The sequence below is a fragment of the Phocaeicola intestinalis genome, from assembly GCF_014837065.1.
Lineage (GTDB): Bacteria > Bacteroidota > Bacteroidia > Bacteroidales > Bacteroidaceae > Phocaeicola > Phocaeicola intestinalis.
Map to the genome: position 1 here is coordinate 39,521 of NZ_JACSPP010000002.1, position 24,236 is coordinate 63,756.

General features: G+C 46.6%; 21 protein-coding genes. 12 read left to right on the top strand and 9 right to left on the bottom strand.

The genetic code is table 11. The features are described from left to right. Nucleotides 1–32 precede the first annotated feature (32 nt). Nucleotides 33–2,063: an excinuclease ABC subunit UvrB gene (gene uvrB / locus H9625_RS00825; protein ID WP_022039331.1), complete on the bottom strand. Its 2,031-nt coding sequence runs from the start codon at nt 2,061–2,063 to the stop codon at nt 33–35. A gap of 141 nt (nt 2,064–2,204) precedes the next feature. Here uvrB and H9625_RS00830 point away from each other — a divergent pair, with 141 nt between their 5' ends. The 4 genes from H9625_RS00830 (at nt 2,205) to glmS (ending at nt 6,113) form a co-directional block, all read left to right on the top strand. Next, the gene (locus tag H9625_RS00830) at nt 2,205–3,038 is read left to right on the top strand and encodes an outer membrane protein assembly factor BamD (protein WP_087209402.1); all 834 of its coding nucleotides are present in this window, start codon (nt 2,205–2,207) and stop codon (nt 3,036–3,038) included. Between the two features lie 26 nt (nt 3,039–3,064). Further along, nucleotides 3,065–3,400, top strand: a complete 336-nt coding sequence (locus H9625_RS00835; RefSeq protein ID WP_022039334.1) for a DNA-directed RNA polymerase subunit omega — start codon at nt 3,065–3,067, stop codon at nt 3,398–3,400. A 112-nt stretch (nt 3,401–3,512) separates the two neighbouring features. Next, nucleotides 3,513–3,962, top strand: coding sequence for a DUF4293 domain-containing protein (locus H9625_RS00840; RefSeq protein ID WP_022039335.1), 450 nt, complete (start codon nt 3,513–3,515; stop codon nt 3,960–3,962). A gap of 306 nt (nt 3,963–4,268) precedes the next feature. Continuing rightward, nucleotides 4,269–6,113, top strand: a complete 1,845-nt coding sequence (gene glmS, locus H9625_RS00845) for a glutamine--fructose-6-phosphate transaminase (isomerizing) (protein ID WP_087247400.1) — start codon at nt 4,269–4,271, stop codon at nt 6,111–6,113. A gap of 86 nt (nt 6,114–6,199) precedes the next feature. On the opposite strand, the gene H9625_RS00850 is transcribed toward glmS, so the two are convergent. From H9625_RS00850 to H9625_RS00860, 3 genes are all read right to left on the bottom strand, one after another. Further along, nucleotides 6,200–7,387 (bottom strand): class I SAM-dependent rRNA methyltransferase, encoded by a 1,188-nt coding sequence (locus tag H9625_RS00850; protein ID WP_022039337.1) that lies wholly within the window; start codon nt 7,385–7,387, stop codon nt 6,200–6,202. Nucleotides 7,388–7,467: 80 nt separating this feature from the next. Continuing rightward, a complete protein-coding gene (locus H9625_RS00855) occupies nt 7,468–8,100 on the bottom strand; it encodes a 3'-5' exonuclease (RefSeq protein ID WP_022039338.1) in 633 nt (210 codons plus the stop codon). A gap of 30 nt (nt 8,101–8,130) precedes the next feature. Next, on the bottom strand, nt 8,131–8,742 hold the full coding sequence (locus tag H9625_RS00860) for a DUF5063 domain-containing protein (RefSeq protein ID WP_191762754.1): 612 nt from the start codon (nt 8,740–8,742) through the stop codon (nt 8,131–8,133). An 81-nt stretch (nt 8,743–8,823) separates the two neighbouring features. On the opposite strand from H9625_RS00860, the gene H9625_RS00865 reads away from it, so the two are divergent. The 8 genes from H9625_RS00865 (at nt 8,824) to H9625_RS00900 (ending at nt 19,949) form a co-directional block, all read left to right on the top strand. Continuing rightward, nucleotides 8,824–11,307 (top strand): FtsK/SpoIIIE family DNA translocase, encoded by a 2,484-nt coding sequence (locus H9625_RS00865; RefSeq protein WP_022039340.1) that lies wholly within the window; start codon nt 8,824–8,826, stop codon nt 11,305–11,307. Nucleotides 11,308–11,386: 79 nt separating this feature from the next. Continuing rightward, nucleotides 11,387–11,998 (top strand): LolA-like putative outer membrane lipoprotein chaperone, encoded by a 612-nt coding sequence (locus tag H9625_RS00870; RefSeq protein ID WP_225226170.1) that lies wholly within the window; start codon nt 11,387–11,389, stop codon nt 11,996–11,998. Between the two features lie 219 nt (nt 11,999–12,217). Then, on the top strand, nt 12,218–13,165 hold the full coding sequence (gene trxB, locus H9625_RS00875) for a thioredoxin-disulfide reductase (RefSeq protein ID WP_191762755.1): 948 nt from the start codon (nt 12,218–12,220) through the stop codon (nt 13,163–13,165). Between the two features lie 83 nt (nt 13,166–13,248). Further along, nucleotides 13,249–16,065, top strand: a complete 2,817-nt coding sequence (locus H9625_RS00880) for a M16 family metallopeptidase (RefSeq protein WP_191762756.1) — start codon at nt 13,249–13,251, stop codon at nt 16,063–16,065. Nucleotides 16,066–16,077: 12 nt separating this feature from the next. Further along, the gene (locus H9625_RS00885) at nt 16,078–17,562 is read left to right on the top strand and encodes a DUF5687 family protein (protein WP_087209422.1); all 1,485 of its coding nucleotides are present in this window, start codon (nt 16,078–16,080) and stop codon (nt 17,560–17,562) included. A gap of 28 nt (nt 17,563–17,590) precedes the next feature. Continuing rightward, nucleotides 17,591–18,304, top strand: a complete 714-nt coding sequence (locus H9625_RS00890) for an ABC transporter ATP-binding protein (RefSeq protein WP_087247410.1) — start codon at nt 17,591–17,593, stop codon at nt 18,302–18,304. 211 nt (nt 18,305–18,515) lie between these two features. Further along, on the top strand, nt 18,516–19,028 hold the full coding sequence (locus H9625_RS00895; protein WP_191762757.1) for a C40 family peptidase: 513 nt from the start codon (nt 18,516–18,518) through the stop codon (nt 19,026–19,028). A gap of 18 nt (nt 19,029–19,046) precedes the next feature. Then, on the top strand, nt 19,047–19,949 hold the full coding sequence (locus H9625_RS00900) for a hypothetical protein (protein WP_022039347.1): 903 nt from the start codon (nt 19,047–19,049) through the stop codon (nt 19,947–19,949). A 27-nt stretch (nt 19,950–19,976) separates the two neighbouring features. Here the strand turns inward: H9625_RS00900 and H9625_RS00905 are convergent, their stop codons facing one another. The 5 genes from H9625_RS00905 to H9625_RS00925 form a co-directional block, all read right to left on the bottom strand. Further along, complete coding sequence (locus H9625_RS00905; RefSeq protein ID WP_022039348.1) at nt 19,977–20,993, bottom strand: iron ABC transporter permease; 1,017 nt, start codon at nt 20,991–20,993, stop codon at nt 19,977–19,979. A gap of 4 nt (nt 20,994–20,997) precedes the next feature. After that, nucleotides 20,998–22,140, bottom strand: coding sequence for an ABC transporter substrate-binding protein (locus H9625_RS00910; RefSeq protein ID WP_087247484.1), 1,143 nt, complete (start codon nt 22,138–22,140; stop codon nt 20,998–21,000). Nucleotides 22,141–22,324: 184 nt separating this feature from the next. Beyond that, on the bottom strand, nt 22,325–22,894 hold the full coding sequence (locus H9625_RS00915) for a flavodoxin family protein (protein WP_087247418.1): 570 nt from the start codon (nt 22,892–22,894) through the stop codon (nt 22,325–22,327). 4 nt (nt 22,895–22,898) lie between these two features. Continuing rightward, nucleotides 22,899–23,144, bottom strand: coding sequence for a TIGR03905 family TSCPD domain-containing protein (locus tag H9625_RS00920; RefSeq protein WP_022039351.1), 246 nt, complete (start codon nt 23,142–23,144; stop codon nt 22,899–22,901). Between the two features lie 223 nt (nt 23,145–23,367). After that, a complete protein-coding gene (locus H9625_RS00925; RefSeq protein WP_022039352.1) occupies nt 23,368–24,099 on the bottom strand; it encodes a YebC/PmpR family DNA-binding transcriptional regulator in 732 nt (243 codons plus the stop codon). Nucleotides 24,100–24,236 lie beyond the last annotated feature (137 nt).

Below are 24,236 nucleotides of genomic sequence, written 5' to 3' on the forward strand. Positions count from 1 at the left end.
TGCAGAAAGTGAAACACGCTTTCCAGGCAATATCACGGTTTTTCTTTTAATGAATTTTCCAGACGGATAAGCTCATCACGATATTGTGCGGCTTCAATGAAATCCAGTTTCTTAGCCGCTTCCTGCATCAGCTTCCGAGTGCGATTGATGCTTTTCTGCAACTGTTCTTTTGACATGTATTGTACAATCGGGTCTGCCGCAGCATAGAACTGTTCCGGAGCATCGGTGTAAGCCTTAGGTTGTTTCGAAACCGGTGTCTCGGTATCTGTCTTTTCAAGCAAAACGTTGTTGTATGCCCGCTTGATTTGTTGAGGCGTGATGCCATGTGCTTCGTTGTAAGCCAGCTGCTTGATGCGGCGGCGATTCGTTTCATCGATAGTCAGCCGCATACTGTCAGTTATCCTGTCGGCATACATAATGACTTTCCCATTAACATTCCGAGCTGCCCTGCCGGCTGTCTGGGTCAACGACCGGTGTGAACGAAGAAAGCCTTCCTTATCCGCGTCCAATATGGCAACCAGCGACACTTCAGGCAGGTCAAGCCCTTCACGAAGCAAATTGACCCCAATCAACACATCGTAGGTACCTTGGCGCAAATCGTCCATTATCCTCACACGCTCCAGTGTCTCTACATCGCTATGTATGTAGGTGCAACGGATACCATGGTTGAGCAAGTATTCAGTCAGTTCTTCTGCCATACGCTTGGTAAGCGTGGTGACAAGTACACGCTCCTGCATTTCAATACGTTGCTGAATTTCTTCCATCAGGTCGTCCACTTGGTTCATACTGGGACGCACCTCAATAACCGGATCCAATAAACCAGTAGGACGGATGACTTGTTCCACGACAATTCCTTCACTTTGCTCCAGTTCGTAATCGTCTGGGGTAGCACTGACATAAATAACTTGCTTCACCATTTCCTGAAACTCGTCAAACTTCAACGGGCGGTTATCCATAGCTGCCGGCAAACGAAACCCATATTTAATCAGGTTTTCCTTACGGGCACGGTCACCTCCATACATAGCACGAATTTGCGGCACACTGACATGACTCTCATCGATAACCATCAGAAAATCTTTCGGGAAAAAGTCGAGCAAGCAATAAGGACGGGTACCTGCCTCCCTACCATCGAAGTATCTTGAATAATTCTCAATACCGGAACAATGCCCCAGTTCGCGAAGCATTTCCATGTCATAAGTAACACGTTCGTACAAACGCTTGGCTTCGAACGTTTTTCCCTGATCTTCAAAAAAAGCCACTTGTTTGGTAAGGTCGTCTTCTATTTCGTGAATAGCCCGGAGCACACTTTCCTTTGTAGTCATGAACAGATTGGCCGGGTAAATTCTGTACTCGTCAAATTCTGCCTGCCTGTGCCCTGAAACCGGGTCTATCTCTTCAATAGCATCTATTTCGTCATCCCAAAACATCACCCTCAAAGCACTGTCGGTATAAGCGAGATAAATATCCACCGTATCTCCTTTTACCCGGAAGTTTCCCCGGTTCAGTTCAATATCGTTTCTGACATAGAGACTGTCTACCAATTTTCTGAGAAAGACATTCCGATCTATCCGTTTGCCTTTCTTAATATCTATTACGTTATTGTAAAAATCTGCCGGATTACCCATTCCATAAATACAGGATACAGATGATACCACAATGACATCTTTCCTGCCAGAAAGCAAAGCCGAGGTAGCAGCAAGCCTCAACTTGTCAATTTCCTCGTTTATGGCAAGATCTTTCTCTATGTAAGTATCAGTAGAGGGGATATAAGCTTCCGGCTGATAGTAATCGTAGTAGGAAACATAATATTCTACGGCATTGTTCGGAAAGAAATTCTTAAACTCACCATACAATTGAGCGGCAAGTGTCTTGTTGTGACTCAGAATCAACGTTGGCTTGTTGATGTTCTTGATGACATTGGCAATGGTAAACGTCTTACCCGACCCAGTCACACCAAGCAGCGTCTGGGCAGGAATGCCATTTTTTACTCCTTCGGTCAATTGCGCGATAGCTTCCGGCTGGTCGCCAGTAGGCTGGTAGTCTGATACGAGTTCAAAATTCATACGGCTATGTTTAAAAAGCGTGTAAAGTTACACAATAATTTTCATCGGAATGGAACAGACGAGATTTTTTGTATTAAAAATTATTGAGATGTTGCATTATTCGGCAGAAAGCCGTAATTTTGCACAACTATATAGATTGATATGAAAAAGTACATCGTTATGGCATTGCTTCTTGGCGGAGTGTTGTCTTCGTGCGGGGAGTATAATACCGTACTTAAAAGTACGGACTACGAATATAAATATGAGGCAGCCAAAGGGTATTTTGCCAAAGGTCAGAACAGCCGGGCTGCAACCTTGCTGGAAGAACTGATTTCTATCTTGAAAGGAACGGCCAATGCAGAAGAGTCAGCATATATGTTGGCTATGACGTACTTCAATCAAGGCGATTATATTTCGGCTTCTCATTATTTTAATGTGTATTACACTACTTACCCGCGTGGAACCTATACTGAATTGGCACGCTTTTTCTGTGGAAAATCGCTGTATTTGGATACACCTGAACCGCGGTTGGATCAGACAAGCACTTATAAAGCCATTCAGGAATTACAGATGTTCATCGAATACTTTCCGACAAGTTCACGCAAGGAAATAGCCCAAAACATGATTTACGAATTGCAAGACAAACTGGTGGAAAAAGAATACTTGTCTGCAAAACTGTATTACGACCTAGGTTCGTACACAGGAAACACCTCGTATAGCAGTACGGGTAACAATTATCTTGCAGCCGTTGTGACAGCACAGAATGTCTTACGGGATTATCCCTATACCAAACGGCGGGAAGATCTTTCGATTCTGATTCTCCGGGCCAAATATGATATGGCAAAAGAAAGTGTCCTTGAAAAGAAGGAAGAACGTATGCGCGAAGCAATAGACGAGTATTATGCATTCAAAAACGAATTTCCCGAAAGCAAGTATATGCCGGAAGTGGAAAAAATCTTCAAGGATGCCAGCCAATACATAAAAGACGAAAATTAATCAAAGGTTTATAATAAAGTAAAATTATGGATTACAAAAAAACAAACGCTCCGACCAATACCATTACCCGTAACCTGATGGAATTGTGTGAAGACACGGGTAATATCTATGAAACCGTAGCTATTATCGGTAAGCGCGCAAATCAGATCGGCGTAGAAATGAAGAACGATTTGTCTAAAAAACTTCAAGAATTTGCTTCTTACAATGATAATTTGGAGGAAGTGTTCGAGAACAGGGAGCAGATTGAAATTTCACGTTATTATGAAAAATTGCCGAAACCAACATTGATTGCCACCCAAGAATATATTGAAGGCAAGGTATATTACCGCAATCCGGCCAAGGAAAAAGAAAAATTGCAATAATCGAATTAAAAACAGGACACAGATACGTATTGTTACCAGACTTTCCAGAATAAGGGAAAAGGTATAAGAATACGCTTCTGTGTCTTTTTGTTCTAGAAAAGAAAGACTAGTTATGATACAACGTATTCAAACAGTTTATTTATTTGTGGCTACAGTACTGCTGGCAATCGCGATGTCGGTACCTGTGGGATATTTTTATACAGAAACCAGTGTGGCTGTGTTAAGCAATCTGTCTGTTATCGCTGCAGACGGTACCTCAAATTACACACCGGGAGTAATGTTTGTGCTCCTGTTCATAGCTGCCTTACTTGCATTCGTCACCATTTTCTTCTATAAAAAACGTATGCGGCAAATCCGCTTGGCTATATTCAGTAATGTGGTTTTGGTAGCATACTATCTCGTAGTAGGAATATATGCTTATTCTGTATTGGCGGCATACGGTAGCTTCACCCCCTCATGGGCAATTTGCTTGCCATTTATTTCGCTTGTGCTGAATTGGCTTGCCATCCGTGGCATAAAGAACGACGAAAAATTAGTACGCTCTTACAACACAATCCGTTAAACTGCCTGAAGCACTCTTCTATTTAATTATAATGAATGTCCGCATTCAGCCAATACAATACCTCTGAAAAATGAATATATACTGCATCCGCGGTTGAATATAACTGCATCCGCCTACGAATATATCTTCATCGGCAAACGCAGTAGTACTGCGTTTACAACTCAACTGGACCGGCTAATTGCGGACATTCTTTTTAGCTAATTACAATACCAGAAATTCAGTAAAAAAATCAAGAGATAAGATACCGTCAGTCATCTTTCTTCATTCGTTTTTTACTAAAGAATACAACAACTAAACAAAAAAATTATGTGTGGAATCGTAGGATACATCGGACAAAAACAAGCTTACCCCATCCTGATAAAAGGGTTAAAACGACTGGAATACCGTGGATATGACAGTGCCGGAGTAGGGCTGATCAATGAATACCACAAGCTAAATGTGTATAAAGCTAAAGGAAAAGTTTTGAATCTGGAAGAACTCACCACGCAAAAAGATGTGACAGGATGCATCGGCATCGCCCATACACGCTGGGCTACACACGGAGAACCATGCCAAGCTAACGCTCACCCGCACGTGTCTCAATCAGGAAACCTGGCATTGGTACATAATGGTATCATTGAGAATTACGCCCTTTTGCGCGAACAACTCCAACAAAAAGGATATACCTTTAAAAGTTCGACCGATACCGAAGTGCTGGTCCAACTCATAGACTACATCCAGACCAGTTCGCATATTGACCTGCTGGATGCTATCCGGATAGCCTTACACCGCGTTATCGGAGCATACGCCATCGCCGTTATTGACCGACGACAACCAGGCCGCATTCTTGCGGCACGCAAAAGCAGCCCATTAATAATCGGTGTAGGAAGTGACGAATTTTTTCTGGCATCAGATGCTACTCCTATCGTAGAATATACAGACAAAGTGGTTTACCTGCAGGATAATGAAATAGCGGTACTCGAACCTGGGAAAGCACTTAAGGTAGTCAATCTTGAAAACGAACAACAACTGGCCGAAGTGAAAAAAATAGACCTGAACATCGGCCGGCTGGAAAAAGACGGATACCCACATTTCATGCTGAAAGAAATATTCGAGCAACCCGAATGCATCAACGACTGCATGCGTGGAAGAGTGAACAAAGAGACTCATGAAGTACAGCTCTCTGCCATAAGCGAACATAAAGAGCGCCTGCTTGGAGCACGAAGATTCATCATTGTAGCTTGCGGTACCTCATGGCATGCCGGACTTATCGGGAAACAACTCATCGAAACCTTCTGCCGCATCCCTGTGGAAGTGGAATACGCCTCGGAGTTCCGTTATCGCAATCCGGTGATTGACAATGGAGATGTAGTTATTGCCCTCTCACAATCAGGTGAAACAGCCGACACGCTGGCAGCCATCGAATTGGCAAAAGAAAAAGGAGCTTTCGTATACGGCATCTGCAACGTAGTAGGTTCGTCCATTCCACGAAACACGGATACTGGTTCATACATCCATGTAGGTCCCGAAATCGGGGTGGCATCCACCAAAGCCTTTACCGGCCAGGTAACAGTGCTAACCCTCTTTGCCCTGGCACTGAGCAAAGAAAAGCAACTTATTAATGACACAACGTACCGCTGTATCATTGACGAACTGGAGCAGATACCAGAAAAAATAAAAGAGGTATTAAAACAAAACCAAAACATTGCCGAATTATCGCGCATATTCACATATGCACACAATTTCATCTACTTAGGACGCGGATACAGCTATCCTGTAGCATTGGAAGGTGCACTGAAATTAAAAGAAATCTCGTATATTCATGCCGAAGGCTATCCGGCTGCCGAAATGAAACATGGCCCCATCGCTTTGATAGACACGGAAATGCCCGTAGTAGTCATTGCCACACAAAATGCAATGTATGAAAAAATAATAAGCAACATTCAGGAAATCAAGGCACGAAAAGGGCACATCATCGCTTTAATAAACCCGAACGACACGATAATCAGCAAACTGGCAGACGAATGCATCGAAATACCAGAAACTCTGGAATGCCTGGAACCACTCATTACCACTATTCCCCTCCAACTATTAGCCTACCATATTGCCGTATGCAAAGGCAAAGATGTAGACCAACCACGGAACTTGGCAAAATCGGTCACAGTAGAATAGCGACACGTCAATAAGTTGACAAGGTTTTCTGATACATTAACTACTCAAAACCTTGTCAACTTATAATGATATCTCGTCAACTTTGGTTACTCCACATACAATACCAATCCTTTCAAATATTCTCCTTCAGGATGATAGATATTTACCGGATGGTCACCGGGCTGAGTCAGCTGGTGCAAGATACGCACACTACGCCCTGCCTGAGCAGCAGCTGTAAAGACCGCATTGCGAAAATTATCCTTCGTTACCACCTGCGAACAGGAGAAAGTAAACAGAATCCCTCCCGGACGAATCTTCTCGAAAGCTTTTGCGTTGAGTTTGGTATATCCACGCAAGGCATTACGAAGTGCGTCACGGTGCTTGGCAAAAGCCGGTGGATCAAGAATAATCAAATCATACTGTTCTCCCATACGATCAAGATACTTGAATGCATCTTCGGCAAATGCCTGATGACGCACATCGCCAGGAAAATTCAACTGCACGTTTTCATTAGTAAGGTCGATTGCTTTCGAAGAACTGTCTACAGAATGTACCAGTCTGGCACCTCCGCGCATTGCATAGAACGAAAATCCACCTGTATAGCAGAACATATTAAGTACATTTCTCCCTGCTGCATAACGTTCCAATAAGCGACGGTTTTCCCGCTGGTCGACAAAAAAACCTGTTTTTTGTCCTTTAAGCCAGTCAACATGAAACTTCAAACCATTTTCCATCGCTACATTATCTACACTTCCACCTCGGATAAATCCATTTTCAGTAGCCAGCAAATCGGCCTTGAAAGGCAACGTGGTTTCCGACTTGTAATAGATATTCTGAACCGTATCATCCATTACTTCGGACAAAGCGGCAGCTATTTCCATCCGGTCCAGGTGCATTCCTGCCGAATGAGCCTGCATCACAGCCGTCTTACCATAAATATCAACTATCAAGCCGGGCAGGTTATCGCCTTCACCATGCACCAGGCGATAAGTATTGGTCTGCGGATTACCAATCAGTCCCAAAGCCTCACGTACCTTCCGTGCACACGACAATTTACGTACCCAAAAAGCACGGTCAACCGGTTCTTGTACAAACGAAAGTACCCGTACTGCAATGCTTCCAATCTGGAAATGTCCGCAAGCGATAAATTCCTTCTCCGATGTATATACATCTACTACTTCTCCTTCTTCCGGTTCATTCTCTACCCGAGCTATGGCACCTGAGAAAATCCAAGGATGAAAACGCTTCAATGATTCTTCCTTTCCGGATTTCAAATAGACTCTTTTATATGACACGTTATATAATATTTATTAATAGATTAAACGATTGATATCAGACAAAGAAAGGTCCCCAAAGACTCCCTATGCTGTTGAAACTATTCACCAGCCTTCTCCTCTACCTTTTCAATGCGGTAGTTGCCATGACTCCGAAGGTCTTCAAGATAACTGTAAATTTCCACACATGCCCAAGCATCTGTAGCAGCATACAACTGCTGTGCTTCAGTAAGCACCTCTGCCTCCCAATTGGAAAGGCGTTGCGCCTTCGATATTTTCTTGCCAAAAAGCAATGCATAGATTTTTTGCAGACTTTTCTCTTCAATACCGAAATGCGGCACATAATCCTGCAACTCTATCCAGTTTCCGTCACGCAAATCGCCTCCATTCCGCTTACGGAGCACAGCAAAATCATCGCGCAACGACAATCCTACCTTCAACACATCATTCTGCAAAAATTCTTCCAGAAAATCGGGAAGTCCCAAATGGTTCAAGCGGAACAAGAAACACGTGTCATAAGTAGCTATTTGCAAAAGAGCGACCTTATGAGTCATCCCTTTACGGAAAGAAGGACGTGTCTCGGTATCCACCCCTACTACAGAATGCGTGTTCAAGTAATCGATTGCCTTACGTGCTTCCGTTTCGGTGTAGATAACAAAAATGCGCCCCGAGAAACTAACCTTCGGCATCTCAGACACTTCTTGTTTGGATATCTTATTCTGTAATATAATCATAAATGTTTTTTGAGTTCTCACATGCTTTTCTCACTCCCAACGGTCGCCCGAACCATCATCATCGGTTTCAAGCCCACCGTACAAATCATTTCCCGTATAGCCGTCATTATCCTCCTGCCCGGAAGCAGTATTGTATTTCACATCATGCAAGGCACGCATGACATTGACCAGACGCTGCCCCCAGAACTCTGCAAACCCTTCGCGACAAATCACCAATGCATCATTCATCGTCTGGTCAAATCCCAAACGGTACACGCACACAAAATCTTTCAACACCTGGTAAATATCGGCAAGGTTCTCTGATATGGTCTGATGAATAGGCGTGTCGCTATATACCATATCCTCTACAAACACTTCAAGGTAATCATCATGTCTCCCCATCAAAGATGCCACACCGGCACGCACACGCTCGTAATCACCTTCGGTTACAAAAACTTCAGGGTCAAACTCATCCATCCGCACGGCATGTTCCGGAAGCATTGATGCTTTCAGATAGAGCAACGGAAGCAACTTCAACACCTTATCCACGAACTCAGGATGTTCTATTTCACCAACACGCTCGAGGAAGCCACAAAACTCTGCAGCCACCGTTACAAACTCGACTGTATTTTTATCGTAAACGACTGATAAATTCTTTTTCATAACGAAACTTGATTGCGGCACAAAAATACAAAAAAATATTCGTACATTTGCGATTGATTTTTACCATTTTGCTATAACATTATGAAGAAAAAGACAGAAACAAAAGAAAACGAAGAGAAAAACATCCTTCCCAAAAAGATGCTTACCGCCATAAAAGGCGAAACCATACACTTCATCCTCGGCTTGCTTTGTGTCATATTCGGTGTCTATATGCTACTGGCATTCAGCTCATTCTTTTTTACCGGAGGAAACGACCAAAGTATCCTGGCACATCCAGATCCCGGGGAATTGCTCGAAACCCAGAACGGCATACAAAACTATGCCGGAGCACGCGGAGCCCAACTTTCGCAATTCCTTATAAACGATTGTTTCGGGATTTCGGCATATTTTATTGTGGTGTTCCTCATTGTCTGCGGCATGAGGCTGATGAAAGCTTACCGGTTCACCATATGGAAATGGTTCGTAAGCTGCTCCATATTAATGGTATGGCTATCCGTCACTTTAGGCTTTGCCTTCGGAGGCACGTTTCAAGACTCTTTCCTCTATCCTGGAGGATTGCACGGATATAATGTGAGCCAATGGATTTGTTCCCAAATCGGTGCACCAGGACTTATCCTCGTTTTGCTGGTTACCTTGGTACTCATCGGCATTTTCTTTACCCGTGAAACGATGCAAGTAGTACGAAAAGCTTTCCATCCAGCCCTTCCGAAACGGAACAAAAGAAAAGAAGCGTTCCCTACAGAAGCTGCCCAACAGCCGGCCGATACGGAAAACACTGCCCTGCACCATACGCCCGACAACACATCAGATGCCACCGGCACAAAAGAAGACGAACAGCCGGTAGAAATAGAACTTGACCCCATAGAAAGCCAGGCAGACAACACAACGCCAGCCTATGCTACCGAAATGCGTAAACAACCCGATGAAACGGTAATAGCCGAAGCCGGGACAATCCATCAGAAAACTCAGGCAAAAACGACCGAAGAGCCCACGTTCGAAATAGAAGAAACTCCCGAAGAAGAAGAACAGGAAGACGAACGTGGATCGCTAGACCAGCCTTACAATCCGCGGCTGGATCTGGAACACTACCACTTCCCGACACTCGACCTGCTCAATTCGTATAACGACAACACCCCTGCCATTGATATGCAAGAGCAAAATGCCAACAAAGACCGTATCATCCAGGTATTGCGAAGCTTTGGCATCGAAATCAGTTCCATCAAGGCCAGCGTAGGCCCTACCGTTACATTGTATGAAATCACTCCTGCCGAAGGAGTACGCATCAACCGCATCCGCAACTTGGAAGATGACATCGCCCTGAGCCTTTCGGCACTGGGTATCCGTATCATCGCTCCTATTCCGGGTAAGGGAACCATCGGTATTGAAGTGCCGAACGCCAACCCGCGCATCGTATCAATGAGCTCTATATTGAACAGTAAAAAATTCCAAGACACTACATTCGAACTCCCTGTAGCTTTGGGAAAAACCATCACCAACGATGTTTTCATTGTCGACCTGGCAAAAGCTCCCCACATGCTGGTAGCTGGTGCTACAGGACAAGGTAAATCAGTAGGATTGAACGCCATCGTCACCTCCTTATTATATAAGAAACACCCTAGCGAACTGAAATTCGTCATCGTCGACCCGAAAAAAGTAGAGTTTGCCATCTATGCACCGATAGAAAAGCACTACCTTGCCAAGTTGCCCGACTCGGACAGCGCCATCATCACCGATGTAACCAAAGTGGTGCAAACCTTAAACTCGCTCTGTATCGAGATGGACACCCGCTACGACCTTTTGCAAAAAGCAGGATGCCGTAATATCAAGGAATACAACGCAAAGTTTATCAACCGCCAGCTGAACCCTGAAAACGGACACCGCTTTATGCCGTATATCGTCATCATTATCGATGAGTTCGGTGACCTGATAATGACCGCCGGCAAGGAAATCGAGCTTCCTATCTGCCGCATTGCCCAACTGGCACGTGCTGTCGGTATCCATGCCATCATCGCTACCCAACGGCCTACTACAAACATCATCACCGGAACCATCAAGGCAAACTTCCCTGCACGCGTAGCATTCCGCGTAGCATCGATGATGGACTCACGTACCATCTTAGACCGTCCTGGTGCACAACAGCTTATCGGTAAAGGCGATATGCTCTACCTGCAAGGCAACGACCCTGTACGTGTACAATGTGCCTTCGTTGATACGCCCGAAGTAGAACGTATAGTCGATTTCATCAGCCACCAACAGGGATATCCCACCGCTTTCATGCTGCCCGAAGTAGAAGACGACACAGAAGGAGGAAGCAGTGCCGACGTAGACATGAACCGGCTCGACCCACTCTTCGAAGAAGCTGCCCGCCTGCTCATCTACCACCAGCAAGGGTCCACCTCACTCATCCAACGCAAGTTCTCCATCGGATACAACCGCGCCGGACGTATCATGGACCAGTTGGAACGTGCCGGCATCGTAGGTCCTGCCAATGGAAGCAAAGCACGCGAAGTGCTCTGCATGGACGAAAACGACCTTGCCATGCGCATGAACAATTTGAAAAATTAAAACCAACCGCAGATTGCATGATTGCCCTAACCGTTCTTTCCGGCACATGCAACCTGCGGTATTCCAAAACTTCATAAATATGATGAAACGTATCTTTTTCTCCTGCTTGCTAGCCTTACTGGTATCTGTAAACCTGCAAGCCAACGAAGACACCCGTGCCCAATCCATCTTAAGCAAAGCCGCCACTGCTTACCAGAAATCCGGCGGAATAAGCATCCGGTTCGGGGGAAGCCAACAAGGAACCCTCGCCCTGAAAGGAACATGTTTCTACCTGGAATGTGGAGGCGTAAAAAGCTGGTTCGACGGAACTACCCAATGGAGTTATGTGGAACAAAACGAAGAAGTGACCGTCTCTACCCCCTCCCCCGACGAACTGCAAAGCATCAATCCATACGCTTTGATAAACTCTTACAACCGGCTTTTCCATTGCCGCTATGGAGGCAAGCATACCATACGAGGTAAAGAAGGCAACGAAATCATCCTTACCCCCCGCCAAAAAGGTGATATCGAATCGGTAGTGCTTTTCCTTTCCGAAAACTATCAGCCTCTCTATATCACCGTCAAACTGGCCAGTGGACAAACCCAAGAATTCCGCATACTCGACTATCAGACCGGAATGTCCTATACCAACGACACATTCCGTTTCGATGCGAAAAAATACCCACAGGCGGAAGTAATTGACATGCGATGAAAAAACTGTTTCCACACCCTGCACAACCAATAATCAAAACTCTTAAGGAAGGAAACGAATATATATGCACCGGCGCATGTAGCTGAATGCATAGCTTAATCCATATAGTTCCGTGTCCATACGAAACAGTTTTTTAGATTGTTTGGTCACTTCGGCAAAATACACTATCTTTGTTTCATTAAAAGAATTGAATAATCTCATTAAACCAATCAAAAGAATATGACAACAGAACATGTAAAATGCCTGATTATCGGATCAGGACCCGCCGGATATACGGCAGCTATCTATGCCGGACGCGCCAACATCGCACCGGTACTTTACGAAGGAATCCAACCCGGAGGACAACTCACCATTACGACTGAAGTGGAAAACTTTCCGGGTTATCCCGAAGGAGTGACCGGACCGGTACTGATGGATGACCTGCGCCGGCAAGCAGCCCGTTTTGGGGCAGACATCCGCTCTGGTATCATCGTCAAAGCAGACTTAAGCCAGGCTCCTTACCACTTCTGGACAGATGATGAAAAAGAAATCACCGCCGATACCGCCATCATCGCCACCGGAGCTACCGCCAAATATCTGGGACTGGAAGACGAAAAGAAATATGCAGGCATGGGGGTAAGCGCCTGCGCCACATGCGACGGCTTCTTCTACCGGAAAAAGACCGTAGCCGTAGTAGGAGGAGGCGATACCGCCTGTGAAGAGGCTATCTACCTTGCCGGACTGGCGAAACAAGTCTATCTGGTAGTACGCAAACCTTATTTACGCGCTTCCAAGATTATGCAAGAACGTGTGTTGAATCATCCTAACATCCAAGTGCTGTTCGAACACAATGCCATAGGTCTGTATGGTGAAAACGGTGTGGAAGGAATGCACGTAGTAAAACGCATGGGAGAACCCGATGAAGAGCGTTACGATGTACCTATCGACGGATTTTTCCTTGCCATCGGTCACAAACCGAATTCGGACATATTCAAACCATGGATAAAAACTGACGAAACAGGATATATCCTGACCGAAGCAGGAACACCACGCACAGGTGTGCCGGGCGTGTTCGCCGCCGGTGATGTTGCCGATCCCCATTACCGGCAAGCCATCACTGCGGCCGGAAGCGGATGCAAAGCCGCCATAGAAACCGAACGATACCTTTCGACCAACGGCTTGCTTTGATGCTTTTTTCACCACAGATTACACAGACAAACCACCAGAAGGCATCTGTGTAATCTGTGGCAAACTCATAAAAACTTACCACAATGAAGAACTTTTACAGAAAGACACTGATTGCCGCTTTCCTGATAGGAAGTGCGGCTACAGCATTTTCACAACAAATGCCGCCTATTCCCACCGACCCTGATGTAAGAACAGGTAAGCTGGAAAACGGACTGACTTACTACATCCGTCATAATGAACTGCCCGAAAAACAGGCAGACTTCTACATTGCACAAAAAGTAGGTTCGATTTTGGAAGAAGACAACCAGCGCGGACTGGCACACTTCCTTGAACATATGTGCTTCAATGGTACCAAGAACTTTCCGGGAAACTCACTACGCGAATACCTGGAATCCATCGGTGTAAAATTCGGTGTCAACCTGAATGCTTACACCTCCATCGATGAAACGGTATATAACATCAACGATGTACCTGTCATCCGTGAAGGCATCATCGATTCGTGCCTCCTTATCCTGCACGACTGGGCAGACGACCTCACTCTCGACCCTAAAGAAATAGATAAAGAACGCGGAGTCATCCACGAAGAATGGCGTACACGTACCGGAGCCATGATGCGTATGTACGAAACCGCTTTCCCTACCATCTTTGCAGGAAGCAAATATGCCTATCGCCTGCCTATCGGAACGATGGAAGTTGTAGACAATTTCCCTTATCAGGCGTTGCGCGACTATTATGAAAAATGGTACCGCCCCGACCAACAAGGCATTATCGTAGTAGGTGACGTGAACGTAGACCAGATAGAACAGAAAATCAAGAACCTGTTCGGTCCCATCCAAATGCCTGCCAACCCCGCAGAACGAGTACATTATCCAGTGCCCGACAATAAAGAAACCATCGTGTCCATCAACAAAGACAAGGAACAGGAAATCAACCAAGTCATGGTATTCCACAAACATGAACCTTTCCCTGCAGAAATGAAGAACACCGTAGGATACCTTGCCTATTCATTTATGGACTATGCCATCAGCCACATGCTGAACGCCCGCTTGCAAGAACTTCTACTCACTGCTACCCCACCCTTCATCAATGCCGGAGCGCAAGACATGGACTTTATCCTTGCCAAGACAAAACGGGCATTTACGGGTGTTGCCATCTGTAAAGAAGATGGAATAGAAAGCGGACTGAAAGCTCTGATGCGAGAAATCGAACGCGCACACCGATTCGGATTCACCGCCAGTGAATATGCACGGGCAAAAGCCGATTACCTGAGCAACCTGGAAAACGTGTACAACGAACGCGATAAAATGAAAAACAATCAGTTCGTAGCCCAATACGTATCTAATTTTATTGATGGAGAGCCTATCCCCAGTGTAGAATATAAATACACAATGATGAACCAGTTGGTACCCAACATCCCCTTGGAAAGTGTGAACCAACTCTACCAGCAACAGGTAAGCGACACCAACCGGGTAGTATGCCTGTTCTGCCCTGACAAGGAAGGAATGAAATATCCCACCGAGGAAAGCATCCGCAAGGTACTGGCAGAAGTAAATGCTGAAAAACTGGAACCTTATGTCGACAAGACTTCTGACGAGCCACTGATGAAAGAAAAACCGACTGGAGGCAAAGTGACAAATACAGAAAAAGGACCGTTTGAATCAACTATTCTCACATTAAGCAACGGAGTACGCGTGGTATTGAAGCCTACCAATTTCAAGGCAGATGAAATCCGGATGCAATCGTTCAGTGCTGGAGGAAACTCCCTATTCGATGATGAGGATGCCCTGCAATACGCCGTACTCGATGAAGTCGTATCTTTGGGCGGTCTGGGCAACTTCAGTGCCATCGACCTCCAAAAAATATTGGCGGGAAAAGTAGCTTCGGCATCAGCATCTGTACGTACCCTGACCGAAGCCGTAAACGGAAGTTGTGCCCCGAAAGACCTTGAGACAATGCTTCAGCTCACCTACCTGTCGTTCACCGCTCCACGCACCGACCAGGCAGCTTTCGAATCATTCAAGAACCGGCTGAAAGCTCAACTTTCCAATCAGGAAGCAAACCCGAACACGGCGTTGAGTGACACAATTACCAAAGTGTTATATGGTGATAATCCTCGTGCCGCACGCATCAAGGCCGACAAGGTAGACCAGATAGACTACGGGAAAGTAATGGAAATGTATCGCGACCGATTCAAGGATGCAAGCGACTTTACCTTCATTTTCGTGGGCAACATCGATCCTGCTACCGCTACTCCACTCATCGAGACTTATCTGGGTGGTTTGCCATCGACGGGACGTAAGGAAAACTTCCGTGACCCGAAGCTGGACATCCGCAAGGGAGAGTGGAAAAACATCTTCCACAAAGACCTGCAAACCCAAAAAGCAACCGTTATTATCATAGAAAGCGGCACATGCGAATATACCCTGAAGAATAAACTGATGATGAGTATGCTCTCGCAACTGCTTACAATGAAATATACCGAGACCGTGCGCGAAGAAGCAGGAGCATCGTATGGCGTAAGCGTACAAGGCAACCTCAGCAAATATCCGAAGGAAGAAGCCACGCTACAAATCTTTTTTGATACCGACCCTACCAAGCGTGCCGACATGAGCCAGCTTATAGACAAAGGCATCGAAGAATTTATAGCCGGAGGCCCTAAAGCTGAAGACCTGGCTAAAGTAAAAGAATACATGCTGAAAACCTACGAAGCCAACCAGAAAGAAAACGGATACTGGATGAGCCTGCTCTACGGAAGCCTGTGGGAAGGCATGGACGGACACACCGGATATACCGACCTGGTGAATGGCATCACAAATGCCGACCTCCAGCAATTTGCCAAGACATTAATGGCACAAAAGAACCGCATCGAAGTGAGCATGACTTCGGGCGATACCAATTAAAACCGGATGCCTATGTCACTCTACTCCGATATCCGACGCATACAGAAACTTGACGAAAAGCGGAATCCGATGTTCGAGAAAAACCGCTTCGCCAAAGTAATGATTTATATCGGAATTGCATTTTGGGCAGCATACCTCGTTTTCTTCGGGGTATTGCTGCCCGCTGCTTTTTCCGACAGTTTTCCCAACATGGAACCTTATCACATCTTGAACAAAGGTTTGCTCATTGTCTTGGCCCTCGATTTTCTGATAAGGTTTCTGTTCCCTACTCCAGTACAGGAAATCAAGCCCTTCCTCTTGCTTCCTATACCCAAAAAGAAAGTGATGGCCGCACTCCTTCTGCGAGAAGCCGCCAACCCGTTCAATCTGTTCTGGCTCTTCTTGTTCATCCCCTTTGCCCTGCTTAGCGTCACCCGTTTCTACGGACTGGCAGGAGTGCTGGGATATGCTTTCGGCATTTGGCTGCTCACCGTGGCAAACAGCTATTGGAGCATGCTCATCCGGGTATTGAAGCGTCAGAAATTTGTCTACATCTGCTGGTGCCTGCCTGTTTATGGCATCTTTGCCCTACTTGAGTTCTTACCCGGCACACACTGGGTAAGCACTTTCACGATGAATTTAGGTGAAGCCTTTATCCTGTGGAATCCGCTTGCCTTCATCGGCGCCCTGATACTGGCAGGTATGCTGGGTATGCTTAACCGCAAAGTGCAGCTACACCTTATTTACAACGAACTTTCCCGCGTAGAAGATACCCGCCTCAAACACATCAGCGACTATAGCTTCCTTGACCGTTACGGAAATGTAGGCGATTATATCCGGCTCGAACTGAAGATGCTCGTCCGGAACAAGACCCCCCGAAGCCAGTTCTGGAGTTTCACCATACTGACGGTGCTCTTTGCACTGGCACTGACTTTCGAAGTATATGGAGACGGACTCATGAACGATTTTATTTGCCTGTATTGTTATTGCGTAATGGGACTTTCTACCCTGATACAGACGATGGCAATAGAAGGGAACTACATCGACGGGCTGATGGTTCGCCGGGAAAGTATTTATAATATGCTTTGTGCCAAATACTACGTACAATGTGCCCTTCTTATCATCCCCTTTGTATGTTGCCTGATACCGGTATTCAGAGGAAGCATCTCCTTGCTCATGTCGGTGACTTACCTGATTTTTACAGCAGGCGTCATCTTCCCCGGTGTGATGCAAATGGCGGTGTACAATGACAAGACGGCCCCTCTCAATATGGGACTGATGGGCAAACGCCAAGGCAACAATGCCTATCAGACCGTTATACTGGTCGCTTCGTTCACCCTGCCACTGGTTATCTATAAAGGACTGGAACTGGCATTGGGGGCAACGACAAGTTACATTGTGATGTGCACCATGGGCATAATCGGATTTGTTACCCACCCTCACTGGATACGCAACATCTACATACGATTCATGGCACGGCGCTACCGGAACATGGAAGGATTCAGGAATACAAGATAAAACAATCAGAAAACTTCAAACTCATAAAATGGATATAACAATCAACCATCTGAAGAAAATATATGGCAAGCGTACCGTGCTTGACGTAGACGACTATACCATACACAGCGGAGAAATCCTCGGACTGGTGGGCAACAATGGAGCCGGAAAAACCACTCTCTTCCGGCTTATCCTGGACCTGCTGAAAGCAGACGAAGGAAATGTTTACATCGGTGAAACCGAAGTGAACCAAAGCGAAGCATGGAAAGACACAACCGGTGCCTATATGGACGAAAGTTTCCTTATCGATTACCTCACGCCCGAAGAATATTTCTACTTTGTGGGCAAGATGTGTAACCTTGACAAGACAACCGTAGACCAGCGTCTGGTACCCTACGAACGCTTTATGAACGGAGAAATACTGGGACAGAAGAAACTTATCCGGAACCTCTCGGCGGGCAACAAGCAAAAAGTGGGCATCCTTGCCGCTCTGCTCAACCAACCGCAACTCCTGATACTGGACGAACCGTTTAATTTTCTCGACCCCAGTTCACAATCGGCATTGAAACACCTGCTCCATACCTACAACCAGGAAACGGGAGCCACCATCCTCGTATCAAGCCACAACCTGACACACACCATCGAAATCAGTACCCGCATCGCCCTGCTGGAACACGGAAAAATCATCCGCGACATTACTCCCATCAATGATGAAGCCAAGCAGGAACTGGAAAACTATTTTGAAATCGAGACACAGGAATAAACAACATGCTCTCTGTAAAAGAAGGCTACCCTATCGGAAAAGGATAAACTTCTTTTGCAGAGAGAATACTGGTATGCTTTCTATTCCAAAATAGTGTTACGATTCCGTTTTATTCTACTATAATTAGTTATTATTACTCGAAAAAACCGAGCCTTCCACGTCTCTGTATTTGTATTTTCATTACATTTGTTTCCCAATAAATAAAGGAAACATGACCAAACATATCCATATACTCATCGGGACAATCCTGCTCATCCTCCTGTCCGCATGCGGTACACGTGCTCCACACTACAATTATCGCGAACTGGCACAAGCTGCCATCCGGCTGGATATGGACATCGCAATGGATGACAACCATTCCTTGTACGTGGAAGCCTCAAAATGGATAGGCGTACCTTATCGGTCCGGAGGGACTTCGCGAAGGGGAGTAGATTGTTCGGGACTAACCTACAACATTTACCGCAAGGTATACCGCAAACGGCTGGAACGGAACTCGGACGAACAACGCAAAGAAAACTGCCACAAAATACGCAAAGGAAAACTGCGTGAAGGAGACTTGGTATTCTTCCACAACGGACGCAATAAACGTCGCGCCACCCATGTAGGCATTTACCTGAAAAACAACCGGTTCATCCATACCAGCTCCAGCCAGGGAGTTATTGTAAGCACACTGGATGAACCGTATTACCAGAAATGCTGGATGCAGGGAGGAAGAGTACGTTGAAAAAACAAAAAAGCGAAAATGAGGAACGAAGAATGGAACATCAAGTGGAAAGTACTGACTCTTGTCATACTCTTATCAAGTGAGGCATTTCCTCTGGCTGCCCAAACGCAGGAAAAGAATAAGGAAATCCGCCTGAATGAAGAAGCGGTACGGATGATACAGTTTGACTTTAGCGGCATCGAAAAACCGCAAGAAGAACTGAAAACACATCCGATGAACCAACCCTGGATGGAATTTAAGAAAGACCTGCGCATACCGCGAAGCCTTATCGACACTACGAAAGTAAAGAAACCCACAGGATACATCCGTGCCGAACCTTATACCATATGGACACGCTTTGGCGAGGACCCCGTGTATGATGTGCTGGTACTGGGACGCCCCAAAAAATGGACCATCCACTGGGAGCTCAACCCAGGTGCCGTTTCGCCGGAAGAATACGGGCAAAGTCTTGCGCCAGGGACGGGCATGATGTACGACCGTGCTTCCGGACGTGTCGGAGGCTCTTTAGGTGCCGGAGTTGTTATCGGAGGATTAGATTTCATCGGATTCATATACAACAACCTTACACCTCACGGACGGATGCTGAAACACAACCGTAAACATGCCAATGCCTGGAAAACCTACAAGAATTATCGCCCTACACGTGAGGACAGCCTGAAATTTCCTACTTATTACCGCTTACTACCCGTCTATGCACCGGCAGACAGCGATACCCTTACACACACAGTTCAGGCGGATACCCTTCCGAAAGCAGCCACACCTGCACAAACTCCCGATACAGACCGGTTTTCCAAATACATCCGCCAGCGACAAAGAGAAGACTCCATACGCCGGCAGGAGTATTTCCGCAAAGATAAAATACGAGGAAATTCGTACGACATAGAAAAACAAAACCGACGTTTGCGCGAACGTCAGGAATAATGCGATTTCAAGGAAAGAAATAACCGGCTAGCCTTTACGCCAACGAACCAAGACATAAAGAATGACAGGCGCACCCAGCACAGGAGTGACGGCACCCAAAGGAAGAATGCCACGCTCGCCAGGCAAAAGGCAAAGCAAGTTGCACAAAAGCGCCACGGCACATCCCGCCAGCAAGGTCACAGGAAGAAGAGAGCGGTGATTAGACGTACCCAATAACATACGCGCCACATGAGGAACGGCAAGCCCGATGAAAGCGATAGGACCGCAAAATGCCGTGACCACCGCCGTAAGCAAACCGGCTATCACCAGTAATATACCCCGGACACGGCGTACACGAATACCTAAATTTTCAGCATAACGGGGACCTAACAACAATGCATTCAAGGGTTTCACCATCAACAAGGCGGCCAGCAAGCCCATAAGGGCTATGAACGAAAAAGCGGGCAACTGGACCGAAGACACACCGCCAAAACTTCCCAATCCCCAAATAACAAAAGAATGCACCCCTTCATCGGTAGCAAAGAAATTCAGCAAAGAAATGGCAGACGATGCCAGATAGCCTATCATTATGCCTGCGATGAGCAACATCACATTGCTACGCACCAGCACCGAAAGAAAAAGTACAGCCGACATCACCACCATTGCCCCCACAAAAGCACCCGCCACCATCGAAAGAAAACCCGAAAGCACAAACTGACCTGCCACAATACTCCCGCCGCCTGCCAACAATACCAATGCTACCCCCAAACTGGCTCCGGAACTGATGCCCAAGACCGATGAATCGGCAAGCGGATTATTGAACACGGTCTGCAAAATCAATCCAGATACCGCCAATGCGGCACCACAAAGCAAAGCGGTGATACATTGAGGCACACGCGACTCCCATACGATAAAACTCCACCCTGCATCGGCAGAAGTATCCCCCAGCAGGATAGAGGTAACGGCAGAGGAAGGAATCGGGACCGAACCTACATAAACGGATGCCACCGCCAACGCCAACACCGATGCGGCAAGTAACACGACATAGAGAGTGCTCTTCTTCATACGTTTATTCAAGGGGCGTGAAATAACGCGGTTGGTAATCCGGAAACAAGCCGGGATGAAAAACGGCTATCAGGTCTTTCAGCACATATTCGGGATGGAAAGGAGACTCTTCATAATACGGTATGCGCCCGGTATTGCATCCGTAAACCGTCTTCCGGCGGAACGCATCAAAACCCGTGTATGGCCGATAGTCCTGCTCCAGCCCGGCATAGGTCTTGTCGTGCGACTGGTTATACTTAATGAGCCAGAAATCAGCATGGCGGGCACGGTCGTACACGGTTTCGAACGACAAGGGTACCGAACCACTCTCGCTGATATAGCCGAATACATAACGCGCACCGGCATCGGCATAGAGCTGACCGGTCGTACTCTTGCCTCCCGGCACATACCATGCCGAGCCTTGCTTCAACTCGGCAAACACCAGAGGCTTCTCTTCCACCTGTTCCACCGACCGCCGCAAAGCCTCATACTCCCGCTCTACCTGTGAAAACAAAGAATCGGCTTCCTGCTCCTTCCCCACCAGCATCCCATAAAAACGCATCCATTCGGCACGTCCCAACGGTGAGGTCTCCATATAGTCGGCACATTCTATCAACGGGACATCCAGTTGCCCGATACGCCCGTATGAACCATTCTCGAAAGGTGAAAGCAAGATACCGTCGGGATGCAAGGCAATAACCCGCTCAACGTCGGGACTCATACTGCTCCCTACATCCGCCACCCTGCCGGCACGCACACGCTCATGAATTTGAGGCATACGGATATACGACAAGTCGCACACTCCACTCACCGCATCCAGTGCCTGCAATTCTCCGAACAAGCTGCAATGCACCGACGAATAAACCAGCATCCGCTCTAAAGGAATACGCACCACCGTGCCCTCGGGCAATCCTTCGGGCAATACCCGATGCTTGTCCACCAGCAGATAGGTGTGCAGGATACGCGTAGAATCCCAAGGATTGCGCACCGTAACTTGCGTAAACATCTCATGCTTCACAACGGTAAGATAGCGCGCGTATGCCATCTGCAAGGTATCGCCTTCCTCGGATAGCTGCGCTTGCATATACCGCCTTCCACCGCAAGCCGAAAGCAGGAATGTGCATGCGATAATCCACAAAGACAGGTTCACCCACCATTGTTTCTTCATTTTCTTATTCATCATATACAGTAGATAGAAGAAGTTAGAAGGAGGTATGCCTTCGGCAGGAGTTAAAGGCAAATAGTCCTGCCAGGGCTTCCATGAACAAAAGTATTGGCTTCTAACTCCTTTTAACTTCTTGAAATAACTCCCTTTTTACTCCTTGCCGGCTAAATGCCGGCATTCATTCTATTTATAACTTCCGGATCATCCGGCGGCAACGTTCCAATGTTTTCCCGCTTACAGGATGTTTTTTGGTGCCTCCCACTTCGAGCGTGGCGCTGATCTTAAAGCCACTCCAACGGAGGATTTCGCGCAATGCACGAATGGTGCCACGGCTCTGGCGGAAAAAAACATTAAATGGAAAAGGAGTGGTGCACGTGCTGAGCAGCATAGCCCGTTTACCCTTGTGCAAAGGCTGGGGAATACCTTGCAGACTCTCGCCCATCATCCCATACACCAGCCGGTCGAACAACACCTTCAGCGTACCTGGCATATTGCCCCAATAGCAAGGAGCCCCGATAACCAGTACATCGCATGCTCCGATGAGCTGGAGCACACGCTGGGCATCGTCTTCAGGCAGTACGCATGCCTGCTTTGTGCGACACACCATGCATCCCTTACAAGGCACGACATGCAAATCGGAAACACGGACCGACATGACCTGCATCCCTGCCTTTACGGCTTCTTCTTCCATCGCGCCCAACATACGGGATATGTTCCCCTTCGGGCGGGGACTGGCATTGAGTATCAGCACGTTCATACAACTATGCTTTTACCGTACGCAACGCCTTGCACAACTGGTCGGGACATGAAGTGGGTTTCGAACCGCACCGGATACCTTCCAGCCGGGCTATCACTTCGCTCACGGGCATCCCTTTCACCAGAGCACTGATGCCTTGCAGATTGCCGTTGCATCCCCCGGTATAGCGCACGTCTTTCACGATTCCGTCTTCCACTTCTACCTCGATGCGCGTACTGCAAGTGCCCTCCGTCTGATAATCAATTCTCATAATCCAGCTTCTCCTAATAAAGATTATTCTAAGTAAGTGTGCAAAATTAAATGATATTATCAGAAACACAGATTTCCGCAGATTAGCGCAGATTAAGAACAAATATTAGAATAATAATCCGCGAAAATCTGCGTTAATCTGCGTTTCTGAGCCGACACATTATATCAACTAATTCTCAACATCTACTAATTAAACAATCCGTGTAATCTGTGGTGAAAAAAAATCATTCTTCTTCGGGCTTCATATTGGTATATACCGTCTGCACATCGTCGAACTCTTCCAGGCGTTCCACCATTTTGTTGATGGTTTCGCGCTGTTCGGGAGTCACATCCTTCAGGTCGTTCGGAATATAAGTAAATTCACCTCCTACATCCTCGAACCCGCACTCTTCCAAATGCTTCTGGATGGCAGCATAGCTCTTCGGGTCACCATAAATCGTGATAGTGCCTTCTTCGGGGTCTTCATCGTATTCATCGTCTACATCGTAATCGATGAGGTCGAGAATCAGTTCTTCCATATCCAGCCCGTCTTTCTTCTTGAAAGTGAACACACACTTGTGGTCGAACAAGAAAGCCAGCGAACCGGTCGTACCCAAGTTTCCGCCGAACTTGTTGAATACCGAACGCACATCGGCAACGGTACGGGTCGTATTGTCGGTCAACGTATCGACGAAGATAGCCACCCCGTGCGGGCCGTATCCTTCGTAAGTCATTCCCTTGTACTCGCTCTGGTCCTTGCCCATCGCGTTTTTGATGGCACGCTCGATGTTGTCTTTCGGCATGTTCTCACGCTTGCAGGTAGCGATGACCGAACGCAAGGTCGGGTTGTTTTCGGGTTCCGGTCCGCCCGCCTTTACGGCAATGGCGATTTGTTTTCCCAGACGAGTAAATGTTTTGGCCATGTGGCCCCATCTTTTCAGTTTTGTAGCTTTTCTATATTCAAACGCTCTTCCCATTGGATTATATATTTTAAATGTTGTTGTTTTTTTAAGGGACTAGGTAACTAGGGACTAGGGGACTGGGTTTAGATAGTTCTATACCCTGCACGGTATGAATTTGTACACTTCCTTGAACATTTCGTACCGTTTCTGTA